18 protein-coding genes are annotated in these 21573 nt (G+C 69.5%); 10 read left to right on the forward strand and 8 right to left on the reverse strand.

What is annotated here, in order from left to right:
* Nucleotides 1–106 precede the first annotated feature (106 nt).
* From ACIBP6_RS33430 to ACIBP6_RS33445, 4 genes are all read left to right on the forward strand, one after another.
* Nucleotides 107–940, forward strand: coding sequence for an oxidoreductase (locus ACIBP6_RS33430; protein ID WP_397057813.1), 834 nt, complete (start codon nt 107–109; stop codon nt 938–940).
* The gene (locus tag ACIBP6_RS33435; RefSeq protein ID WP_397057814.1) at nt 937–1833 is read left to right on the forward strand and encodes an SDR family NAD(P)-dependent oxidoreductase; all 897 of its coding nucleotides are present in this window, start codon (nt 937–939) and stop codon (nt 1831–1833) included. The genes ACIBP6_RS33430 and ACIBP6_RS33435 overlap by 4 nt, the downstream gene beginning before the upstream one ends.
* Nucleotides 1830–3278: an aldehyde dehydrogenase gene (locus ACIBP6_RS33440; protein ID WP_397057815.1), complete on the forward strand. Its 1449-nt coding sequence runs from the start codon at nt 1830–1832 to the stop codon at nt 3276–3278. Before ACIBP6_RS33435 ends, ACIBP6_RS33440 begins: the two co-directional genes overlap by 4 nt.
* A gap of 240 nt (nt 3279–3518) precedes the next feature.
* The gene (locus ACIBP6_RS33445) at nt 3519–5462 is read left to right on the forward strand and encodes a hypothetical protein (RefSeq protein ID WP_397057816.1); all 1944 of its coding nucleotides are present in this window, start codon (nt 3519–3521) and stop codon (nt 5460–5462) included.
* A gap of 56 nt (nt 5463–5518) precedes the next feature.
* On the opposite strand, the gene ACIBP6_RS33450 is transcribed toward ACIBP6_RS33445, so the two are convergent.
* Nucleotides 5519–6514, reverse strand: coding sequence for an aldo/keto reductase (locus tag ACIBP6_RS33450; RefSeq protein ID WP_397057817.1), 996 nt, complete (start codon nt 6512–6514; stop codon nt 5519–5521).
* 104 nt (nt 6515–6618) lie between these two features.
* Between ACIBP6_RS33450 and ACIBP6_RS33455 the strand changes: the two genes are divergently transcribed.
* On the forward strand, nt 6619–7461 hold the full coding sequence (locus ACIBP6_RS33455; protein WP_397057946.1) for a helix-turn-helix transcriptional regulator: 843 nt from the start codon (nt 6619–6621) through the stop codon (nt 7459–7461).
* Between the two features lie 27 nt (nt 7462–7488).
* Here the strand turns inward: ACIBP6_RS33455 and ACIBP6_RS33460 are convergent, their stop codons facing one another.
* Both ACIBP6_RS33460 and ACIBP6_RS33465 read right to left on the reverse strand, forming a co-directional pair.
* Nucleotides 7489–8280, reverse strand: a complete 792-nt coding sequence (locus ACIBP6_RS33460) for an arginase family protein (protein ID WP_397057818.1) — start codon at nt 8278–8280, stop codon at nt 7489–7491.
* An 84-nt stretch (nt 8281–8364) separates the two neighbouring features.
* Nucleotides 8365–9000 (reverse strand): TetR/AcrR family transcriptional regulator, encoded by a 636-nt coding sequence (locus ACIBP6_RS33465; RefSeq protein WP_397057819.1) that lies wholly within the window; start codon nt 8998–9000, stop codon nt 8365–8367.
* A 189-nt stretch (nt 9001–9189) separates the two neighbouring features.
* Between ACIBP6_RS33465 and ACIBP6_RS33470 the strand changes: the two genes are divergently transcribed.
* The 3 genes from ACIBP6_RS33470 to ACIBP6_RS33480 all read left to right on the forward strand — a co-directional run bounded on the left by ACIBP6_RS33470 (nt 9190) and on the right by ACIBP6_RS33480 (nt 12031).
* A complete protein-coding gene (locus tag ACIBP6_RS33470) occupies nt 9190–9564 on the forward strand; it encodes a nitroreductase family deazaflavin-dependent oxidoreductase (RefSeq protein WP_397057820.1) in 375 nt (124 codons plus the stop codon).
* A 188-nt stretch (nt 9565–9752) separates the two neighbouring features.
* Entirely contained in the window at nt 9753–11027 is a 1275-nt protein-coding gene (locus ACIBP6_RS33475) for an erythromycin esterase family protein (RefSeq protein WP_397057821.1), read from the forward strand.
* Between the two features lie 737 nt (nt 11028–11764).
* Complete coding sequence (locus ACIBP6_RS33480; protein ID WP_397057947.1) at nt 11765–12031, forward strand: helix-turn-helix domain-containing protein; 267 nt, start codon at nt 11765–11767, stop codon at nt 12029–12031.
* Nucleotides 12032–12267: 236 nt separating this feature from the next.
* Here ACIBP6_RS33480 and ACIBP6_RS33485 read toward each other — a convergent pair whose 3' ends face one another.
* Complete coding sequence (locus ACIBP6_RS33485) at nt 12268–12588, reverse strand: hypothetical protein (RefSeq protein WP_397057822.1); 321 nt, start codon at nt 12586–12588, stop codon at nt 12268–12270.
* Nucleotides 12589–13741: 1153 nt separating this feature from the next.
* On the opposite strand from ACIBP6_RS33485, the gene ACIBP6_RS33490 reads away from it, so the two are divergent.
* Entirely contained in the window at nt 13742–15661 is a 1920-nt protein-coding gene (locus ACIBP6_RS33490; protein ID WP_397057823.1) for a M14 family metallopeptidase, read from the forward strand.
* A gap of 112 nt (nt 15662–15773) precedes the next feature.
* Here ACIBP6_RS33490 and ACIBP6_RS33495 read toward each other — a convergent pair whose 3' ends face one another.
* Nucleotides 15774–16316 carry a helix-turn-helix domain-containing protein gene (locus tag ACIBP6_RS33495; protein WP_397057824.1) on the reverse strand — a complete coding sequence of 181 codons (543 nt, stop codon included), beginning with the start codon at nt 16314–16316 and terminating at the stop codon, nt 15774–15776.
* Nucleotides 16317–16416: 100 nt separating this feature from the next.
* On the opposite strand from ACIBP6_RS33495, the gene ACIBP6_RS33500 reads away from it, so the two are divergent.
* Nucleotides 16417–17661 carry a benzoate/H(+) symporter BenE family transporter gene (locus tag ACIBP6_RS33500; protein ID WP_397057825.1) on the forward strand — a complete coding sequence of 415 codons (1245 nt, stop codon included), beginning with the start codon at nt 16417–16419 and terminating at the stop codon, nt 17659–17661.
* A gap of 121 nt (nt 17662–17782) precedes the next feature.
* Here the strand turns inward: ACIBP6_RS33500 and ACIBP6_RS33505 are convergent, their stop codons facing one another.
* The 3 genes from ACIBP6_RS33505 to ACIBP6_RS33515 all read right to left on the reverse strand — a co-directional run bounded on the left by ACIBP6_RS33505 (nt 17783) and on the right by ACIBP6_RS33515 (nt 21393).
* Nucleotides 17783–18979: an MFS transporter gene (locus tag ACIBP6_RS33505; RefSeq protein WP_397057826.1), complete on the reverse strand. Its 1197-nt coding sequence runs from the start codon at nt 18977–18979 to the stop codon at nt 17783–17785.
* A gap of 387 nt (nt 18980–19366) precedes the next feature.
* On the reverse strand, nt 19367–20761 hold the full coding sequence (locus ACIBP6_RS33510) for a PP2C family protein-serine/threonine phosphatase (RefSeq protein ID WP_397057827.1): 1395 nt from the start codon (nt 20759–20761) through the stop codon (nt 19367–19369).
* A complete protein-coding gene (locus ACIBP6_RS33515; protein ID WP_397057828.1) occupies nt 20731–21393 on the reverse strand; it encodes a PAS domain-containing protein in 663 nt (220 codons plus the stop codon). The genes ACIBP6_RS33510 and ACIBP6_RS33515 overlap by 31 nt, the downstream gene beginning before the upstream one ends.
* Nucleotides 21394–21573 lie beyond the last annotated feature (180 nt).

A 21573-nucleotide genomic window follows, 5' to 3' on the forward strand; every position in this document is an offset into this window, starting at 1 on the left:
TAGAAATAATTACTGCTACAGTAGTGCTGCATTTAAGAGCAGATCGTCTACACCGCTAAGGCGCCCGCACATGGCGGGCTCATCGCAACAGGAAGAAGGACGTGTCATGGCACGGACGTGGCTCATCACCGGTGGTTCCCAAGGACTCGGCAAGGCTCTGGCGCTCGCGGCCCTGGAGGCGGGCGATCAGGTCGCGGTGACCTCGCGCCGGCCGGAGTCGCTGGCCGACCTGGCGGAAGCGCATCCCGGGCGGTTCCAGACCCTGCCGCTGGACGTCACCTCGTCCTCGGCCGCTCGGGAGGTCGTCGCGGCGGTGGCCGAACGGTTCGGCTCCCTCGACGTGGTCGTCAACAACGCCGGGTACGCCGCCACCAGCTCGATCGAGGACTTCCCCGAGGACGAGTTCCGGGCGCAGGTCGAGACGAACCTGTTCGGAGTGATCAACGTGACGCGGGCGGCGCTGCCGGTCATGCGCCGCCAGCGTTCCGGGCATTTCGTGCAGATCTCGTCCATCGGCGGACGGGTCGGCGGCACGCCCGGGCTGAGCGCGTACCAGACGTCGAAGTTCGGCGTCGAGGGCTTCTCCGTGGTGCTGGCGAACGAGGTCGCGCCGCTGGGCATCAAGGTGACCATCGTGGAGCCGGGCGGCATCCGTACCGGCTGGGCCGCCGGCGCGGCGATCTCAGCCGGCGGGATCAGCGCCGACTACGAGCAGACCGTCGGATGGTGGCTGAAGGAGTTCGCCGACTACAGCGGCAAGGAGCCCGGCGACCCCGCGCGTATGGCGAAGGCGATCGTCGACGTCGTCGGCGTGCAGGACCCGCCCCTGCGGCTGCTGCTCGGCACCGACGCCCTCGAGATCGCCCTCAGCGCCGAGGAGGCGCGGCTGGAGGAGGCCAGGAAGTGGGCCGAGGTCAGCCGGTCGACCGACCTCGCATGAAGACCTTCCTGCTGACCGGAGCGGCGGGCGGCCTGGGACGACACCTGGTCGAGGCCGCTCTGCGGGCCGGGCACAACGTGCTGGCGACCGACCTGACGGTCGACGGCCTGCCGGAGCTCCATGACCGGCTGCGGGTGCGCGCCGTGGACGTGACCTCCACGGCCGCCGCCCGCGCGGCGGTGCGGTACGCGGTCAGCGAGTTCGGCGGCCTCGACGTGCTGGTGAACAGCGCCGGCCACCGCAGCGCCGGCTCGATCGAGGACATGCCGGAAGAGGAGTTCCGCCGCAACGTCGAGATCAACTTCTTCGGCGCGGTCAACATGGTGCGCGCCGCCCTGCCGGTGATGCGTCCCCGACGCAGGGGCAGCATCGTGAACGTGTCGACCATCGGGGGCCGGCGCGCTCAGGCGGGGCTCGGGGCGTACCAGGCGGCCAAGTGGGCGCTGGGCGGCTTCACCGAGATCCTCGCCCGCGAGGTCGCTCCCATCGGCATCCACGCCACGCTGGTCGAGCCCGGCGGCATCCGGACACCCTGGGCCGCCGCCCCGCTCCCCATGCCGCCCCTCCACGACGAGTACGAGCCGACGGTCGGCGCCTTCGTCCGCACGTACAGCGACAACCCGGACGTGCAGCGCGGCGACCCGGCGAAGATGGCGCGCGTGATCCTGCGGATCACGGACGAGCCGGAGCCTCCGGTACGGCTCCTCCTGGGCTCGGACGCGGCCTGGCTCGCGCCGCTGATCGCCGAGGCCCGCGCCGCCGAGGACGCCGCCTGGCACGAGGTGAGCGTCTCCACGGACCTCGACGGGCTCGGCGACTTCTCGCAGACGCCGGTCGCACGGATGGTCCGGCCCCCACAGAAACCTTTTGACGAGAGAAGCAGCGACAGATGATCGTCCGCGACAAGCTCTACATCGGCGGTTCCTGGGTGACGCCCGGCGACCCCGACCTGTTGGAGATCCGCTCTCCGCACGACCAGTCCGTACTCGGCCGGGTGGCCCAGGCGGGCAACGCCGACGTGGACGCGGCCGTCGCCGCGGCGCGGAAGGCGTTCGACCACGGGCCGTGGCCGCACACCGACCCCAAGGAGCGGCAGGAGGTGATCCGGCGGCTCAACGCGCTGCGCGAGGCCCGCGCCGACGAGGTCGCCGCGGCCATCTCCGCCGAGAACGGCTCGGCGGGCTGGTTCACCAAGGCCGGCCAGCCGTTCCTGACCCTCCAGGTCAACGCCTATCTCAAGGCGGCCGAGGAGCTCGGCTGGGAGGAGACCGTGGAGCCGTCGGATCCTTCGGCGCCCTACGACACCATCGTCAGGCGTGAGCCGATCGGCGTGGTCGCCGCGGTCATCCCGTGGAACTCGCCGTTCTCGGCGGCCACGGCGAAGCTGACCCCCGCCCTGCTGGCCGGCAACACCGTGGTGCTGAAGGTCTCCCCGGAGAACTCGCTGAGCATGATGCTGCTGGCCGACCTCTACCACGAGGCCGGGCTCCCCGAGGGAGTGCTCAGCATCCTGCCGGCCGACCGGGAGACCAGCGAGTACCTCGTCTCGCACCCGGACATCGACAAGATCGCGTTCACCGGGTCGACCCGGGCCGGCCGGCGCATCGCCTCCATCGCCGGCGAACACCTCAAGCGGGTCAGCCTCGAACTGGGCGGTAAGTCCGCCGCCGTCATCCTGGAGGACGCCGACCTTCCCGCGGTGATGCAGGGGCTGCGTTCCGGCTCCCTGGGGAACAACGGCGAGGCGTGCATCCTGCAGACCCGGATCCTGGCCCCGCGCAGCCGCTACGACGAGATCGTGGCCGCGCTGAAGGAGATGGTGGAGTCGCTGAAGGTCGGCGATCCCGCCGAGCCGGACACCTTCATCGGCCCCATGATCCGGCGGGACCAGCAGCAGCGCGTGATCGACTACATCAAGCTCGGCATCGAGGAGGGCGCCCGCCTGGTGACCGGCGGCCCGGAGGTCCCGAAGGGCCTGGAGAAGGGCAACTACGTCACCCCGACCGTGTTCGCCGATGTGGACAACCGCATGCGCATCGCCCAGGAGGAGATCTTCGGCCCCGTCCTGGTCGTGATCCCCTACGACGACGAGGACGACGCGGTACGGATCGCCAACGACTCCGAGTACGGCCTGTCCGGAGGCGTCTGGTCCGCGAGCGCCGAACGCGCCCTCACCGTCGCCTGCCGCCTGCGGACCGGAACCGTCACCCTGAACGGCTCACCGATCAGCTTCGACGGCCCGTTCGGCGGCTACAAGGGAAGCGGCGTAGGCCGCGAATACGGCCGAGTAGGCCTGACCGAATACATCGAACACAAATCGATCACCCGCCGCCACTGAGCAGGCCTCTTCCCCGGCACGGCCGGGCGGGCGCCCGATCATGAGGATCGGGCGCCCGCCCACGTCAGGGAGGGAACGGCTCGCGAAGACGCACACGCCCCGGAGCTCAACCGGTTCGTCATCGCGCTGTCCCGCTCGGCCGGCTTCACGCCCACCCTCTACGAGGGCACCGTGACCTCCTCCCTGGATCCCGCGCCCGCCGCGACCGGCTGTCGTCGCGGTCTGCCATCATCGAGCCCGATGACGATCAATGCGGATGACGAGCAGCTCCCCTACGCGCTCTACGGACTCATCGACGCGACCGGCCACTGGCGGGCCGGGACGCTCCGGGCCATCGCCCTGACCGCTGACCTCCTCACCGGGAAGGTGGCACCTGCCGAGGATGCGCCTCCGGGCACGGCGGGCGGCGGCACCTGGACCCGGTTCATCGGGCGGATCGGCGCCGTCGCCCTGCGCGCCGCCGCGCCGTTCACCCAGGAGGAACACCGCGAGCGCCTGCTGGCCTTCCTGGACACCTGGGCCGCGACGCCGTTCGCGGACCCGCGGGCGCGGCTCCGCGTGGGGGTGGTCGCGACCGATTCCTGGGTCTCGCGGGACGACAACGGCGCGGCCGTCGCCACGTACTGGCACTTCTCCAACCGGAACCACCGCACTTTCGTGGATCTGCGGTACGGCGAGCAGCCGCCGCCGTCGCTGGGGCCCGTCGTCGAGGTGAACGACGTCCCGCGCGGCTGGGGGAGCGCCGGGCAGCTCCGCACGCTGACCGAGCTGATCCGGGAACGCGGCCCCATGCCGTGGGACCCCGCCGCGGTGCGGGAGCTGACCGAGGGCACCGGCATGAGCCGTGCCGCGGCCGCCCTGGTGCTGGCGGGCGTTCCGGGGGCCGGCTACACCAGGTCGTTCCCGGACGCCGCCGAACGCAAGATCATGGGGATCAGCACCGCAGAGGCCGACGACGCTCGCACCGAGCTGCGCCACCTGGACGCTGCGGCCCGGCTGGACCTGCTGGCCGACGTCCTTCCCGCCGACCCCGCCGAGCTGTGGGAACCCGGTGGTGCCGTGACGCTCGCGCGGCGGATCGCCGAGCAGTGGTGCGGGCGTCACGGCCGGCGCGTGCCGATGCCGGAGGCGACGTTCGCCGCCGCGCTGATGGTGGCCGACCAGAGCATGTCGGCGGCTGAAATCTGGGCCACGTTCACGACCCCCGCGGCCGACACCCGGCTCACCCGCGATGTCGACACCTCACTGAGGCGGAACGAGCACGGATGCTTTCTCCGGGGTGACGGCCATCTGCCGTTCGACGAGCTGCTCTGCTCCATGCCGAGGCTGATCCGGTGGGCCTACGGCGAGCTGCCGGCCGGCGACCCCGTGCGTGCGGGGGTGCCCGAGGTGGTGCGCTTGATGCGCGAGCGCCTGTCCCATCCGGGGCTCCTCCTGCACGCGGGATCGACGCCCCACGGCGACCACTCCATCGAAGTGTTGCGTCACACGTTCGGCCACGCCTCCTACCCGCTCGTCGACCAACCGACGGCCGACGACGGGCTCAGCATCGCCGCCCCCAGCGAGGACGGCCGGTACGCGAGGATCTTCTTCCGTCCCGCCTGCCACGACGATGGCGACGAGCGCGCCCGCCTGCTGTCAGCCGTGGTGAGCCCGTACGGCGACCGCAGCCTCAGGGCGTTCCAGTGGCTGCGCGGTGAAGCGTGCGAACGCATCGTCGAGCGGATCCGCACGGGCGCTCTTCCGGACGGCCGCTACGAGAGCGATCCCCGCGCGGTCCTCCCCGACCTGGTACGCCGTGTCGCCGAGCGGCACACCCTGACCGAGGACGCGGCCACCCTCTACCTCCAGCTGCTCGCCCTGCCGAACCCGACCGACGCCAACATCCGCACCTGGAACGGCTGGAAGGCGCCGCGGCACCGCCAGGCCATGACCGCCCTCGTGGACGCGGCCCTGGTCGTCCAGGACAAGCGCCCTCGCGCGGGGCGTACCGTCTTCCTCCCCGGCGGCTGGGCCTCCGCCAAGAAACTGACGCCGATGGAGACCTGGAAGGCCGACCTCCTCGGGGTGACGCTGTCCTACGACCGGACCGAAGTGAGGAACTGGCGCGGCGGCCTGCCCGGCACGCTGCCCGACCTGTTCACCCAGGCTTGGCAACGGGCGGAGAACGGTCACCCCTTCTGATCGGCTCGCTCTGGTCCATCGGCCGCCGGACGGCCTTGTCGTCGCAAGCCGGCGGGTCAGCGCTCGCTGTCCAGCTGGGCCATCGCCTGGCTGGGGTACCGGTCGCCCCTGGCCGCGCCGCGCGGGATCAGGTCCTCGATCTGCGCGAGCTCCTCGGCGTCGAGAGAGACGCGGCCGCCGTCGATCATCGTGACGACCTGCTCCAGACGTCGCGAGCCGACCACCGGCACGATGTCCGCACCCTGCGCCGCCACCCAGGCGATCGCCAGCTGCGCGACGGAGGCCTCCTTCGCCGCGGCCAGCTCCGCCAACCGTGCGACGAGGGCGCCGTTGTGCTGGAGATTGGCGCCTTGGAAACGCGGTGACATCGTCCGAGCCCCCTCGATGGCCCCGCTGCCGCCGATCAGGCCGCGGGACAGCACACCGTAGGCGGTGATGCCGATGCCGAGTTCGCGGCACACGGGCAGGATCTCGTCCTCGATGCCGCGAGTGAGCAGCGAATACTCGATCTGCAGGTCGCAGATGGGTGCGACGGCCGCGGCGCGGCGGATCGTCTCCGCCCCGACCTCGCTGAGGCCGATGTGACGCACGTAGCCCTTGTCGACCAGCTCGGCGATCGCGCCGACGGTGTCCTCGATGGGCACGGACGGGTCGAGCCGGGCCGGGCGGTAGATGTCGACATGGTCGGTACCGAGACGCTGCAACGAGTACGTCAGGAAGTTCCGCACCGCGGCGGGCCGGGCGTCGATCCCGACGAGCCCGCCGTCAGGGCCCCGCATGGCGCCGAACTTGACGGAGAGCACGACGTCGTCACGGCTCCGGCCCTCCAGCGCGCGCCGGATCAGCAGCTCGTTGTGTCCCGAACCGTAGAAGTCGCCGGTGTCCAGCAGCGTGCCGCCGGCATCCAGGTACGCGTGCACGACCCGCACGCCTTCGTCGTCGTCCAGAGGGCCGTAGGCGCCGGACAGGCCCATACAGCCGAGACCGGGTGAGGAAACCGCGGGACCGGTGCGGCCGAGGCGGCGGGTGCCGAGTCGCGTTGTCGTTGTCATGTCTCCACTGTGTGTGTCGCCGCGTTGCTGGAACAGGCCTGACTCATCCAGGGACAACCCGTCCCTGGATGACCGGTGGGACGCGGCCGATACTGGTGAACGTGATGGATCGCGCAGGGCTCGCCGATTTCCTCCGCCGCCGCCGGGAGTTGCTGCGCCCGTCCGATGTCGGCCTGCCCGACGGCGTACGGCGCCGCACACCCGGTCTGCGGCGGGACGAAGTGGCCCAGCTGGCCGGCATGTCCACCGACTACTACGCCCGGCTGGAGCAGTGCCGTGGCGCGAACCCTTCCGAGCCGATCGTGGCCGCCCTGGCGCGCGCACTCCGCTGCGACCTGGACGAACGCGACCACCTTTTCCACCTGGCCGGACTGGCGCCACCGGCACGCCGTGCCGGGGGGCACATCCGCCCAGGGCTGATCAGCCTGGCCGGCCGGCTCACGGATGTCCCGGTCTGCATCTGCACCGATCTGCACGAGGTGCTGTGGCAGAACGCCCTCGCCGACCTCGTGCTCAGCACCCAGGACCACGGTGCCGGCCGTTCGCGCAAGACCGCCTGGCGATGGTTCACCGAGCCGGCGTCACGCGCCCGCGTCCCTGAAGAGGACTGGCCCCGGCATTCGCTCGCGCTCGTCAACGATCTGCGGGCGACGTACTCCCGCCGCGCGGGTGAGCGCGATGTCGTGGACCTGGTGCACGGGCTGTTGAAACGCAGCACGGAATTCCGCACGTTGTGGGAACGGCACGAGGTCGCGGTACGCCGTTCCGCCCGCAAGCGGCTCCTCCACCCGGAGGTCGGCATGCTCCATCTGACCTGCGAAATCCTGCTCACACCCGAAGCGGACCTCATGGTGATGGCGTTCTTCCCGACCGAGGGCACCGACGCCCGGGAGAAACTCGACCTGCTGCGGGTCATCGGCACGCAGAACTTCCAGACGACGGTGTGACGCCTCGGCAGTCGACCGCAGACAGCGTCAACGCGTCAGCGCTGCACCCAGCCGCCGGATCACCTCGGCCTCGCCGGGGTCGACGTCGTCGCCGGCCGGCGCGTGCTCGGTGATGGCCGCCCCGACGATGTCGTCCACCTGGGCGACGAGGTCGATCAGTCGCTGCGGCCGCACGCCGTCCGGCTCCGGGTAGCAGGTCGCGCCGAACGCGGAGGGCTCCAGGACGTCCAGGTCGATGTGCACGTACACGGGGCCGTGCAGACCGTCGAGCACGCGCTCGAGGTCGTCGACGCCGTACCTGCGCAGGCCGATCTCCGCCAGGTACTCGTGCTCGGACGCGTCGCCCGCCCGCTCGCCGGCGATGATCACCTGCTGTGGCGTGAGGTGCCGCTCAAGCGCGAGCCCGGCCGGCCCGTCGCCGAGCAGCGCGCGTACCACCATCCCGTGGAAAGCCCCCGAGGGCAGGGTCTGCGGGCTGTAGACGTCCGGGTGCGCGTCGATCCACAGCACCGTCAGCGCGTCCCCATAACGGGCGTGGGCCGCGGAGATCGGCGCGATGTCGACGGCGCAGTCGCCGCCGACGGTGATCACCCGGTCGTCGATGGCGGCCAGCGCCTGCCGCGTCAGCCACTGGTTCTCCACGAGCACGTCGAACGCGCGGACCCCGGCGACCTTGTCCCCACCGGCTTCGGCCACCGGCACCGTCACCACCTCATCGGCCGGAACGAGCTCGGCGGCGCGGTGGGCGCCGACCACCAGCCGCGGCGCCTTGCCCGACGCCGAACCTTGCCATTGTGGTACGCAGAGCACAGTGGTCACGCGGCGACAATACGAGACCCAAGGATCAGATCTCTAGATCATCAGAGATCCGGGCGGCCTGAGCGCAGCATTCCGGACTAGTGCTCACGGAGCGGTGTCGGGGGTCCGCCTCCGGCGTGCTTCGAGCGCATCCAGAATCAGGTCCAGGCCGTAGCCGAACTCGCTCGTGTGGTCGTAGCCCGGCCGCAATGCGTGATCGACGATCATCTCGGTGAGGTACGGCAACTCGTCCACCGGCAGACGCTCGAGGATGCCGCCGGCCACTTCCTCGACATCGTCCGGCGTCATCACCGGCAGGCTCGCCTCCTGGAGGACGAACCCGCTGATGTAGCTGTCGATGAGCGAGACGGCGTGCGCGGCCATCGGCAGCGTGAACCCCGCCTCGCGGAGGGCACCGAGGACGGCGTCGTGGTGACGTAGCGTCGCCTGCCCCGGGTTGCGACGGGAGTCCATGAGGCCGAGAGCCCAGCTGTGCCGCGACAGGACCGCACGCGCGGAGGAGGCACGCGCCCGGATCGCGTCGCGCCAGTCGTCGCACTCGGCACGGGGCAGCTCGATCGCCGCGAAGACCATGTCGACCACCCCGTCGAGGATCGCGTCCTTGTTCGGTACGTGGTGGTAGAGCGACATCGCCTCCACGCCCAGTTCCTGCGCCACCCGTCGCATCGTGATCGCCTCCACGCCGCCGCGATCCGCGACCCGGATCGCGGCTTCCAGCACGAGATCTCTGTTGAGTGGTTGCGGCGGTGGCGGGGACACGACGGCTCCAGAGTTCGGTTGACAACCTTACGAGCGTAAGCCAGCCTTACAGACGTAAGCCATCTTACGGGTGTAAGGCTTTCTGGGCCCGCATCAGCTGGGGCTCGGCGACCGCGACGCGCCCCACCGGGGCGAGAGAAGGAGATCCCGATGCCGATGCCGAGATGGTGGGGCCACGTGAACAAACGGGTGTTCAACCCTCGCGCGATCGCGGGCGGGAAGTGGCCGGTGCTGACGCACGTCGGTCGCGTCTCCGGCGCGACGTACCGCACGCCTCTCGATGCGTATCCTGTCGACGGCGGCTACCTCTTCGTCCTGGTGTACGGATCGCGCTCGGACTGGGTGCAGAACGTCCTGGCGGCCGACGGCGCGCGGCTCCGGGCCGACGGGAGGGAGCTGGAACTCGTCGCCCCGCGCCTGGTCGGGAAGGACGAGGCGTTCCAGGCGCTCTCCGACGAGGCGCCACGCCCACCGAGGCTGCTCCGCATCACCGAGTTCCTCCGCATGGACCTGGCCGCGAGCTGACCGCACGCGAGCGGGGCCAGGGGTACTACCAGCGCGGTAGTTCGAGCCACGGCTGCTCCGTACTGCGTAGCCGAATCGCCTTCGCCGGAACGACGACCGCTGCCGGCGTGCCGCGAGACGCTCTTCCATGACAGCCGAGCCAAGGGCGCCCACGCGCACGACTCACCACGACGGCATGGAGACGAACGATGAGCGGCCGGAGGAGTTTCGCAAGCTGGGTACGCGACCACGGGGCCGCCCTCGACACCCTGGACCTTGAGGCCGCTTCGGACGATCTCGAACCGCTCCGGGACGTCGTCGGCGATGCGCGGGTGGTGGCATTGGGAGAAAGCTCCCATCACGTCCGGGAGTTCTACCAGGCGCGCCATCGCATCCTGCGCTTCCTGGTCGAACGCTGCGGTTTCCGCGTGTACGCCCTGGAGGCTCCGTTCACCCAGGGGCAGGTCCTCGACGCGTGGGTCCAGGGCGCCCCCGGGACGGTGGAACAGGTCGCCGAGACCGGCATCGCCATGTCCCTGGGGCGGTGCCGACAGATGTACGAGGTGCTGACCTGGATGCGGCAACGGAACGAGACGAGCGAAGGACCGTCGCTCAGATGTGTCGGAACCGACCTTCCCGGCGCCTTCGGATCACCCATGCCCGCGCTCGACGAGCTGGCCGGCTACCTGAACCGGTCCTGTCCCGACGCGCTCCCGGCCCTGGAGACGGCCGTCGACGTGGCCGAGCGCTTCCACGACCCGGTGACCATGCGGGCCTTCGCTCGCTACCAGGAACTCGGCCCCGGCGAACGAGACGCGCTGACCAGTGCGCTGAGCCAGTTGAAAGCCCTCATGCGGCGACTGGCCTTCGTACAGCGGAGCCGAGGCCACGGGGCCGAGCACGACACAGCGCTGTGGCACCTGCGCGGGGCCTGGTACCTGGATCAGCTCCACCGCGCCACCGCTGAGGAGGGCTTCGAGGTCGCATCGACGTTTCGTGATGTCTACATGGCGGAGTCCGTGCTGCGGCTCTTGGACGGGGACGCGGGCACTCGCGTCGTGCTGGCCGCGCACAACTGGCACATCCAGAAGACTCCCGCGGCTGACGGCGGCGGCCGCCTGCTGCTGCCCACCGGAGTCCACCTCGCCGCCGCTCTGGGAGACGGCTACCGGGCCATCGGCCTGACATCGAGTCACGGCCGTACCGCCATCGTGGGCGAACCGACGCCGGAGCGCCCGGAGGGCACCTGGTACGACGCGCCGCTCCCGCCGCCTACCGGGAGCAGCATCGAAGCGGCATTCCCCGCTGGCCCGCTCTGGACCATGGCGAACCTGCGCGAGGCCCGTCCCCACATCGACGACGCGGAGTCCTTCCAGCAGTCCCGCATGGCCGACTACTTCCTTGACATGCCGGTGTTCGCGGCGTTCGACGCCATGGCTCACGTATCTCATACGACGGGCACCGACTACGTGATACAGCCCTGATCCGCTGTGCTGAGAAACCTGGCCGGCCGAAGATCGAACCGCTGAACGCCGACGCTGATCACTGAACACCTGCTCCCGCACCATGGGCCTGGCCGAGCAATCCGCAGCTGGAAAGCTGTCGTACCTCGCACGGAAAATCTGTCGTCGCCGTAGTAGACATTCGCGGCCGTGGGTACTATGGTTTCTGACATCGCAAGGAACGGATCCACCGGGCAGCAGCAGTAGTTACCAGCTTCACGACGAACTGCCCGGAGCAAGGTGAAGTCAAGATCGACGGCAGAAGGTCGGACGCGAAGGGCCAGCGCAGTGGTAAGGGGCCCAGAGCGTGGACGCGCTGCCGAAGGTGAAGTTGGGCAAGTGGTTTCGGAAGAGAGATGAAGGGAGTGTTGACGCCATCGGGATCGCCCGTTGCCGGCTGAGTTACGCCGCTCGGGTACCGCAGTTCCACAGATAGGAAGGTGGTCTACGGTCACGAATCCGCGATCCGCGCATCATCGCCGCTCAGTACGGCGGATGCGCACAAGGTAAGCCGGCCGATGGCCGGTAGATGGTGTTGAACTCTTCGGGGCCCCGGCGCAACAGGCGTCGGGGCCCCCTGTGCGCGTTACGGGAAGGAATGTATGGATCAACGTCGCTCGGCTGCCGAGGGTGACACGCTCGCTCGCGGCAGGATTACGGACACGGCCGAACCTACGGCCGAGGACCGGTTCGACGATGAGGACTACCCCGCCTACAGCATGGGTACTGCCGCCGAGATGCTCGGCGTCACCCCGACGTTCCTGCGGGCTCTGGGCGCCGCCCATCTGATCGAGCCGAAACGCTCCAGCGGTGGGCACCGCCGCTACTCTCGCTACCAGTTGCGTCTGGCCGCGCGCGCCCGGGAACTCGTCGACCAGGGCACTCCCGTGGAAGCCGCCTGCCGGATCATCATCCTGGAAGACCAGCTCGCCGAAGCGCTGCGCATCAACGCCGCATACGAACGCGAGCGCACAGCCGGAGACTGACCCGGCGGCCTCGTCGCCCTACGGCCTGGTCTCGGAACGCGCTGACCAGGCCAACCAAGGTCCAGGCTCGTCTGGGCCACCTTCATGCCCGATCTTCGAACTCGATCCAGTCGGCAGTCGCCGCGACACCCCGGCAAGGTGCTCGACGTGACCGATCCGGAAATGGTCGTGGGGGCATTCCGGGAGCCGACCCATGTGATTCGCGTCCGCCCGGCCGGGCCCGAAGAGTCCTGGACCTACCGGACCTGCGTCCAGGCCTCGACGACGTGGCAGCCTTGGCTGTCGCCGGAAACGATGGAGGGTGGTCCTGGTTGACCGGAGACCTTGGTCACCCACGGGCCGACGACGGTTCTCGTGTAGGGGTAGTGAGCCGAGTTGCACTTCGCGGCCACCCGGTAGCTGCCGAAGCCGCCCGTGCATGCCGCCCCCGCCACGTTCGTTCGCGTGTCCACGTCGGTGTAGCAACCCCATACTTCGGCGTGCGCCGGGGTGGCGATTCCAGCGAGGACCATCGCGCCGCCCGCCACCGCAGCCAGGACCCGTGCGAAGTTGCGCATGACGCCTCCTTTGGTCTTTCCGCTTGCTGACGTGCTCCATGCTCATGCGACCGCACGGTGTCAGGACAGGGCATGAAGAGGACATTCGCCGGACAATTCGCGTCAACGTGAGCAGCCGGATCGGAGCAAGACACCAACTCCGGCGGCCCGCCGCTTCGGACCGCGCGTCAGGGGGATGACGATGTACCGCGCGATGGCACGCAGATCGACAAGACCACCACGGCGACGGCGGTCACCGCCGTACCCGGTGACCGACCGGTGGCGAAGGTCGTTGAACGCGTCAACCTCGGTGAGGCGGCTTGATCGTTCGTCAGAACCGAGTGGTTGTGGCCGTGCCGGCGACCCGGCGGATCTGCGCCCCACTTTCTGTTTTTCCTGGCGCCGCCCTACTCACCTGTGGTCATTCAGTCGATAGCCGATGCCAAACAGGCAACAAATAACCGCCGATATCGATCGGGCCGGCACCTGATTCAACTCGTCACCTCCACATCCCGTCCTTAATCAAAAGTGCGCGACCGGAAGCGGTTATCCGGCGAACCCCGGTGTCGATTCAACCGTCCATTGGAGTCGCACGCACGTGCACAGAACAACCATTCACCCGGCTCCTGTTCGAACCGTGTGACGGCGACCCGATCCACCATCGCGGCGGGTGGCCACGGTGGCGTCGCCGGCATCGCCACCTGGTCCGCAACGGACGCGAGCACGAGCCACGGGCAGTGCGAATCGCCCGTGACGGATCGCCTCAGCCGCGGACCTTCCGTTCCCGTCGGCCCGTCCGCCTCGGTCGCGCCGACGTCACCGACCGACGGCCGGGCCTGCCCGGGTGCCGTCGGCCGGTTCGCCGGTCGCCGAGCCGGCCGACGACACGGCGCCAACCAGGCAAAACATCCGAAACAGGGATTGATGTACCAGTTCGGTCGACTTTGATATTTACATCCGGAAAATGGTGGTTTACGTTGATCACTGGAATTACCCCTCGGGTGGCGCCCCCGGCCTGGAGCGTGATTGCCATGCCTCCGATCGGCGAGGCATTCACCAAGGTGACGATAGGAGATTTGCCGTGGGCTCCTCCGACAACTCTCATCCATTACCCGACGAACGTCACGACCCGGCGATTACGCATTCACCGCGGGCGGCGCGCCGCCCGCGGCGTATGGTTCGCCCGCTCTCGACGCTGACCGCCCTGCTGGTGGGCGCCGCCGTCGTCATGACCAATGCGCCCATGTGGGGAGCAGACGGCACCGTCGCATTCGGCGACACGGCGCTGTCCTCGGCCACGAAGCACGCCGTCGGCCTGCAGCCGGCCACGGACCCGGGTCCCTTCCCGGAGAGCGTCACCCCGACGACTCCCACCATCACGATCGGCGGCACGCGTGACGGGCAGAGCACCTTCGACGTCGTCAAGTACCCCCAAGTCCAGCCGAAGCAGCCCGGGCAGATGGACTTCGACCACTTCCACACCGGGATAGAGATCCAGTGGTGGCTGAAGAAGTGGGCCCACGACCATCCTGACCTGGTCGACCTGTACGTCGTCGGGGAAAGCTTCAGCGGTCAGCCGATCTACCAGCTGACGATCACGAACAAGTCCACCGGTGCCGACACCGACAAGCCGGCCGCCTTCTTCGAAGGCAACCGCCACTCCGGCGAGACGTCCTCGGCCGAGAGTGCGCTGTGGCTCGCGCACCATCTGATCACGCAGGCCGGCAAGGACGAGAAGGTCGACGAACTGCTCGCCGAGAAGGCCTTCTACATCCGGCCGGTCAACAACCCGGACGGGCACGACCTGTACCTCTACACCGCCCAGACGAACCGGTCGTCGGTGCGGCCGCAGGACAACGACGGCGACGGCAAGCTCGACGAGGACTCCGGCGACGACCTCAACAAGGACGGATACCTGAGCCAGCTGCGCCAGCACGTCGGCGCCGGCAAGGGAACGCACGTGATCGACGAACGTGACCCGGCCAAGAACGTCATGCGCAGCGTCGGCGCCGGTAACGGCGACTACCTCATGTTCTCCGAGGGGGTCGACAACGACGGTGACGGTGATCTCAACGAGGACGGTATCGGCGGCCTCGACCTGCATCGCAACTACCCCTACAACTGGCACGTGATGCCCGAGAACGACGCGACAGGGCGGAACCTGACCCAGGGCGGCGCCGGAGCGTACCCGTTGTCGGAGCCGGAGACGCGCCATGTGTACACCTGGCTGATGTCGCACACGAACATCGGCGTGGTGAACAGCATGGACACGCGGGTGCCCATGCACCTTCGGGGGCCCTCGACCTGTGACCCGAAGGAGTGCATGTACACGAGTGACCGCAAACTGTACGAGCACTTCGACAAGGCGGGCGCCGGGTTCACCGGCTACCGCTACACCGGCAGCGTCTACATCGACTACGCCACCCGCAACGGTGGTGACCCCCAGCCGCTGTTCGGCCACGGGCCCGACTTCGGCTACTTCCAGTACGGCTCGATCTGGTACGGCGACGAGCTGTGGAACGGCGGCGACTTCAAGGACTACGACGGCGACGACAGGTTCTCCGACTGGGAGCGGTCGCGGTGGTGCGCCGAGAACGGCCGTACCGACTGCTTCCTGCCGTGGACCACGGTCCAGCACCCCAAGCTGGGCACGGTCGAGGTCGGCGGGATCAACCCCAAGTTCTGGTCGCAGAACCCGTCCGCGGATCTGATCGGTGAGTGGGCCGCGAACCAGGCACGCTTCAACCTCTACCTGTCCGAGTCGCTTCCGCAGGTGAGCCTCTCGCAGGTGAAGGTGAAGCCGCTCAGGGGCGGCCAGAGCGACGGTGCGACCCACGAGATCGCGGCCACCGTCACGAACACGGGCCGCATCCCCACCGCGCTGGAGCAGGCGAAGGAGATCAAGATCGTAGCCCCTGACACCGTCGAGGTCGACGGTGCGAGGGTCGTCGGTGAAGCTCCCGAGTTCTACCTGGACGGAGGGAAGGCGCAGAAGGTGACGCTCCGAGTGGCCAAGGGCGACGTCGACACGGTCAAGGTGACCGCCGTCAGCGTTCGCGGCGGCCTGTCCTCCTCGACGGTGCCTCTGAGCTGATCTTCTGAATCGTCCCCGTCTCACGCTCGCGTGGGGCGGGGACGATGTCGTGAAGCCGTGCATGCTCGCGTTCCGGCCATCGCCGCGATCAGCCGGCCCGGGGTTCGGTGGCTCAGGTCCGGCGGGGGGAGCGGATCAGTAGGGTGGCCAGTGCTTCGTCCGGGCCGACCGTGCTGTAGATGTGCGGGACGTCGGCCTGCCAGGAGATGTGCTCGCCTGGCGCGGCCAGCAGGGGGGCGTCGGCCGGGCCGGCGCGCAGCACGCCCGCGTAGACCGTGACGTGTTCGGTCACGCCGGGGGCGTGGGGCGGCGAGTGTTGCACGACGCCGGGGCGGACGCGCATGCGCAACAACTCGAACGTTGCGGTCGGCTCCTCGAAGACCTCCAGCAGGGTGGCCGTCACAGCGGCGCCGGGCACGTGGACGGCCTCTGCGGGCGGTGAGCCGGGCTCCAGAACCAGGGCCGTCAACGGTACGCCCAAGGCTCCTGCCACCGCGTAGAGCGTCTCCAGCGTCGGGTTGCGGGTGCCCAGCTCCAGGCCGGACAGCGTGGCCTTGCCGATGCCGGCGCTGCGGGCCAGCGCCGACAGGGAGATGCCGCGGGCCTCCCGCAATCGCCGCAGCCGGCTCCCGATATCCGTGTTACGGCCGTCCACCCGGCAATCCTTGCATTCCGCCGCCGGGCTTGTCCCGCGGTGGCCACGTCGATAGGGTCGTTCCGCAAACGGAACGATTTGCGAGACTGGTGACCGAGGGGTGGGCGTACGGGTGCGGGCCGTCATGGCGGGGCTGGTCAGCGCGGTGGTCGGCTACGCCAGTTCGTTCACCGTCGTCCTCGCTGGGCTGCGTGCCGTCGGGGCGACGCCGGGGCAGGCCGCGTCCGGGCTGCTCGCCCTCTGCTGCGGCATCGGGGCGGTGGCGGTCCTCCTCGGGCTGCGGTACCGCATGCCGATCAGCATCGCCTGGTCCACCCCCGGCGCGGCGCTGCTGGTGGCGACCGGTCCCGTGCCCGGCGGCTTCCCGGCCGCGGTCGGCGCGTTCATCGTCTGCGCCGGGCTCATCGTCCTCGCCGGCCTGTCGCCATGGCCGGCCCGGGCGATCGCCGCCATCCCGCGTCCCATCGCCGGTGCCATGCTGGCGGGCGTCATCCTCAGCCTGTGCACCGCACCGGTCCGCGCCGTCGTCGACATCCCGCTGTTGGCCGTGCCCGTCGTCCTGACCTGGGCGGTGTTACAGCGGTACCTGCGGCAGTGGGCCGTTCCTGGCGCGCTCGTCGCGGCGGTCGTCGCCATCGCGGCGCACGGGACCGGCAACGGCCTGTCCGGCGCGGCGCTGCGGCCCGCGGTCGAGCTGACCACCCCGACGCTGAACCCGTCCGTTGTGGTGAGCATCGCCATCCCGCTGTTTCTCGTCACCATGGCCGCGCAGAACGTCCCCGGTATGGCGGTCATGGCGACGTACGGGTACGTGCCGCCCCTGCGCCCGGTCCTCGTCGCGACCGGTCTGGCGAGCGCGGCAGCGGCGCCGTTCGGCGGGCACGCCGTCAACCTGGCCGCGATCACCGCAGCGCTGACCGCCGGCCCGGACACCCACCCCGACCCCGGCCGCCGGTGGATCGCGACGGTGGCCCTCGGCGCCGGGCAGCTGACACTCGGCCTCGGCGCCGGCCTCGCCATGGCGCTGGTGCTGCTGTCCCCACCGGTGCTGGTCACCGCGGTGGCCGGCCTCGCGTTGTTGTCGGCGCTCGGCTCGTCGCTGGCCGGCGCGGTGACCGAGCCGGAGGGACGGGAGGCCGCGGTGGTCACGTTCGTGGTCACCGCGTCGGGGATGACGATCCTCGGCATCGGCGCGGCGTTCTGGGGCCTGATCGCGGGCGGCCTGACCGCACTCCTGCTGCACAGGCGACGACCGCTGGAACAGCAACCGTCATCCACAGCGGAAGCCGGCCCGGAACGTCCCGCGGGCCGGGTGGCCGGCATGCCGGCCGATCAGCAGTCGTAGGCGGATATCCCGCGAAATCCTGCACGGCCGCCACGGGCTCGCACCCTCGTGCCGGTCCGCAGGGTGTCGATCATCTGATCAGGCTCTGGCACACGCTCGCGGCGCCTCGCCTGGTGGTAGCTCACTGGTGGGATGTACCGAAGCGTTGGACGATGATGATCGCGATCACGAGGAGCGCGCCGCACGCCGTAAGTGCGAGGAACACCCCGGCGAGGTCGGTGATCAGGGCGACAGCGAGCCCGCAGGCGATCTTCCCCGCGTACTCGGCCTGGGCGAGCAGCGAATGTACGGTGGCCCTGACGGCGCCGACGGTCTGGTCGTTGACCCAGATGGTGCCGAAGCTGCGGGTCAGCGGCAACGCGCCGGCGGCCAGCAGCACGGCGAGGCTGCCGCTGGTCGCCTCGTATGCGAGGGCGAGGCCGACGGCACCCACCGCGGCGACGGCGCACGCGACGACGTAGCCGCGCCGGGCGGTGTTTGGGCAGCGGATCCGGGGCTGCGCGACGCGCAGGGCGGCTGCCCCCGCGAGGCACATCAGCACACCCAGGCCGGTGAACCAGGCGACCGGATCGACCGCCGGTGCGAGGGTGACCAGCCGCAGCGGATACAGCCGGCCGAAGGCGTCGGCGACGCCGTTGACCAGGAACGTCGCGGTGAAGACGGCGAGCAGCATACGGCTGCCGCGTACCAGGCGTGACCCGCGGGCCAGGATCGACCAGGCAGCCGACCACCGTCTTTCCGGGACCGGGACGAAGCGCTGCTCGCGGAAGCCGACGACGACGTACAGGCCGAGGAGCAGCATGGCCGCTCCGGCGAGCACCATCGCCGGACTGCGCCCGGTGAGCCAGGCCAGGCCGCCGATGCCCGCCAGCCCGGCGACGGTCCCGGTGAGCTGGGCCCGCTCCGCCCGGATCAGCACCACCGGGACGCGCACCGGATCGTCGAGTTCGTCGCTGATCCACGCCACATCCGCGCCGCTGGCGAAGGTCCACGACAGCCCCCAGAGCATCTGCGTGGCCATCAACGGCGGGAAGTCACTGATCAGGCCGGTGGTGATCATGGCGATACCCATGAGCGCATGGGAGACGACCAGCGACCACTTGCGGCTGAGGGTGTCGGCGACGACACCGGCGGGAACCTCGAACACGAGCGCGGCGACGGCCTGCGCGACGCCGATCAGCACCAGTTCCGACGCCGGCAGACGCGCGTCGACGACGAGGTAGACGCTGGTCACCAGCCACCAGCCGCGGTGCAGTACGGCTCGGCACCAGATCCACCGCACGAACATGGTGCCGTGGTCCGGGCGGATGCCGCTCACCAGACCCGTCTGCCGTGCTTGTCCAGTGACACCAGCTCGATCGTACGGAGCGGTCGACCACCTGCACCAGCGAATAAGGGGCTGCCTGTGTGTGTCAGCAAGGAGCAACGACAGGGCGGGCGCCGTCCCTTGATCGTTCTCATTTGGCCGTCCCTTGGCGGGACCGCCTCGTGCTCTTGGTCGCGTCCGTTTCGAGATGGTGGGAAGGGCAGCGCCGCTTTCCCCCAGCGCGTGACCCCTGCCGATCCGGGTCATTGCCGAGGGAAGCGGGGCTGTCGTCACGTCTTCGGGACGACGCGGAGGGGTTCACTGGGGAGCAGGCCCTGCTTGAGGATCGACTGCTCCGGCGGTAGATCGGGACGGCGGGCGATCACCGCCCACGTGTGCTCAAATCCCCGGCAGGCGTACGGCGATCATGGCGACGTCGTCCCTGTACACCGAAGGCAGCTGGAGCAGTCTGTCGCAGAAGTTGTCAAGAGGCTCGTGGGCCAGCGAGGCGGAGCCGCGGCGGAGCCGTTCGAGTCCCAGGTCGAGATGCTCTCCTGGCACTTCCACCAGGCCGTCGGTGTAGAGCAGCAGCGTGCCACGTGCGGGAAGCACCGCGACGGAGCTGCTGCGCGACATGTCGTAGTCCGCGCCCAGGAGGGGGTTGACGGTGCCTTCGAGGAAGCGTGCCTCGCCCTCGGGGGTGACGAGCAGGGGCGGCGGGTGGCCGGCCACTGAGTAATGAAGCGACCAGACGCCGCTGTCCGGCCTTTCCAAGTGGGCGAGGATGCAGGTCGCCGTGCCCTCGCCGTTCAGCAACTCGGTGGCGACGTCCATACGGCGCAGGATGTCACCGGGGGGCTCCTGGCGGTCCACCGCCAGCCCTCTGAGCATGTTGCGCAGCTGGCTCATCGTCACCGCCGCCGCCAGGTCGTGGCCGGCCACGTCGCCGATCGTCAGCACGGCGGAGCCGTCGGGCCGTACGAAGCAGTCGTACCAGTCGCCGCCGATCTCCGCCGAGGTGGCGCTGGCCCGGTACCGGGCGGCGATCTCCAGCCCCGGCACCCGCGGCGGGTCTCGGAGCAGGTACTTCTGCAACGCCAGGGCCACGCGCTGGGTGCGCTGGAACCGCATCGCGTTGCTGAGATGGACATGCGCGTGAGCCAGCATCCGGCCCAGCAGATCGACATCATCCGGATTGAGCCGTTCGCGGTCCCCATAGCGCCCGGCGGCCACCACCGCCGCCACCGCGCCGTCCACGATCACCGGCGCCATTGCCACGCTGTTGAGTTCGGTGCCGACCGCGTAGTCCTCGGCACCCGGCGGCATGCTGCCCGGTGGCGGTTCTCCCTTGGGGAAGACCCGGAGGATCGGGCGGCGGGTCCTGATCACCGTGACGAAGTCGCGCTCTTCGTCGATCGTCTGCGGGCCGACCGCCGGTGGGATGCCCGTCCGCGCGATGCTGATGAGGCGCTCAGCGACGAAGGGCAGCTGGATCGACTCACCCTCGAACTCCGGCAGCAGGAAGACGGCGCACACGTCGGCCAGCGCGGGCACGATCACGTCGGCCAGCGTGCGCACCACCTCATCCAGGCTCCCGAGGTCGGCGGTGGCCGCGGCGGCCCGGTCGAGCAGTTCCTTGCGGCGTTCCTCCTGCCACTCCTGCTCGACGTCGGTGAAGGTGCCGACCCACTCGACCACCTCACCGCCCTCGACGACGGGTACGGCGCGTAGGCGAACATGCCGATAGCTGCCGTCGCGTGTCTTCAGGCGGTTGACGTAGTCCCAGTCACCCACCCGTTCGACCGTCTCGAGCCACTTGTCTTGGTGGATTCGCGGTCGTCGGGGTGCACGGCATTCAGCCAGCCGTGACCGCGGTGTTCCTCCCACGGCTGCCCGGTGAGCCGGTGCCAGCCGGGACACGGCTCGATCACCTCCCCCCTGGAATCGGACACCCAGATCTCCTGCCTCTCAAGCTGAGTCAGGCTCTGATAGCGCTGCAGGAACCTGTCCCGCTCCGCGGTGATGGAGCCGCCCAGCCGTTTGGACTCGACCTGGTCCGTGACCTCCACGGCCGTGATCATCACGCCTTCCTCGCCGTTTTCCAGTGAGATCCTCGACAGGCTGACCGAGGAGTAACGCTCCCGTCCCGCCAGCGGGGGATCGCGGTACTCGAACGGGATCTCCTTCACGGCCTTTCCCGTTTCCCTCACCTGATCGAGCACCGTGAAGAATCCCTGCTGGGTGATGTCGTGAAACACTTCCCTGGCCGGGGCTCCGAGCGGGTGTTCTCCGACGATCTCCTGGTAGGCGTGGTTCATGTAGATCAGCCGATGATCGGGACCGCTGAACACCGCCACGCCCGCCGGGGCAGTGTCGAAGACGCCCAGCGGCAGGTCGCCGGCCCTTCTGGTGTTCTCGTCCTTCATCCGTGCCTCCCGCTGCCGGAACCCGCGACCCGGCACCGCGCAGCTGAGCCTTCGCCGGTCGTCGAGAGATCTCCGAAGGCAGCGCCGAACCTGCTGGAAGTCCACTCCTCACCGATCGGACAAGGATGATCGTCGATCTTCCGTGCTTGGGGCGCGTCCTTTGTGGCCGGTGTCTGGGTT

This window comes from Nonomuraea terrae, from assembly GCF_044465245.1.
GTDB classification, from domain to species: Bacteria; Actinomycetota; Actinomycetes; order Streptosporangiales; family Streptosporangiaceae; genus Nonomuraea; species Nonomuraea terrae.

Coding starts and splice junctions, on each gene's coding strand:
- ACIBP6_RS33430 (WP_397057813.1), top strand. CDS start 107: ATGGCACGGACGTGGCTCATCACCGGTGGTTCCCAAGGACTCGGCAAG.
- ACIBP6_RS33485 (WP_397057822.1), bottom strand. CDS start 12,588: ATGCGCAACTTCGCACGGGTCCTGGCTGCGGTGGCGGGCGGCGCGATG.
- ACIBP6_RS33480 (WP_397057947.1), top strand. CDS start 11,765: ATGGGTACTGCCGCCGAGATGCTCGGCGTCACCCCGACGTTCCTGCGG.
- ACIBP6_RS33490 (WP_397057823.1), top strand. CDS start 13,742: ATGGTTCGCCCGCTCTCGACGCTGACCGCCCTGCTGGTGGGCGCCGCC.
- ACIBP6_RS33470 (WP_397057820.1), top strand. CDS start 9,190: ATGCCGATGCCGAGATGGTGGGGCCACGTGAACAAACGGGTGTTCAAC.
- ACIBP6_RS33475 (WP_397057821.1), top strand. CDS start 9,753: ATGAGCGGCCGGAGGAGTTTCGCAAGCTGGGTACGCGACCACGGGGCC.
- ACIBP6_RS33450 (WP_397057817.1), bottom strand. CDS start 6,514: ATGACAACGACAACGCGACTCGGCACCCGCCGCCTCGGCCGCACCGGT.
- ACIBP6_RS33455 (WP_397057946.1), top strand. CDS start 6,619: ATGGATCGCGCAGGGCTCGCCGATTTCCTCCGCCGCCGCCGGGAGTTG.
- ACIBP6_RS33515 (WP_397057828.1), bottom strand. CDS start 21,393: ATGAAGGACGAGAACACCAGAAGGGCCGGCGACCTGCCGCTGGGCGTC.
- ACIBP6_RS33440 (WP_397057815.1), top strand. CDS start 1,830: ATGATCGTCCGCGACAAGCTCTACATCGGCGGTTCCTGGGTGACGCCC.
- ACIBP6_RS33435 (WP_397057814.1), top strand. CDS start 937: ATGAAGACCTTCCTGCTGACCGGAGCGGCGGGCGGCCTGGGACGACAC.
- ACIBP6_RS33445 (WP_397057816.1), top strand. CDS start 3,519: ATGACGATCAATGCGGATGACGAGCAGCTCCCCTACGCGCTCTACGGA.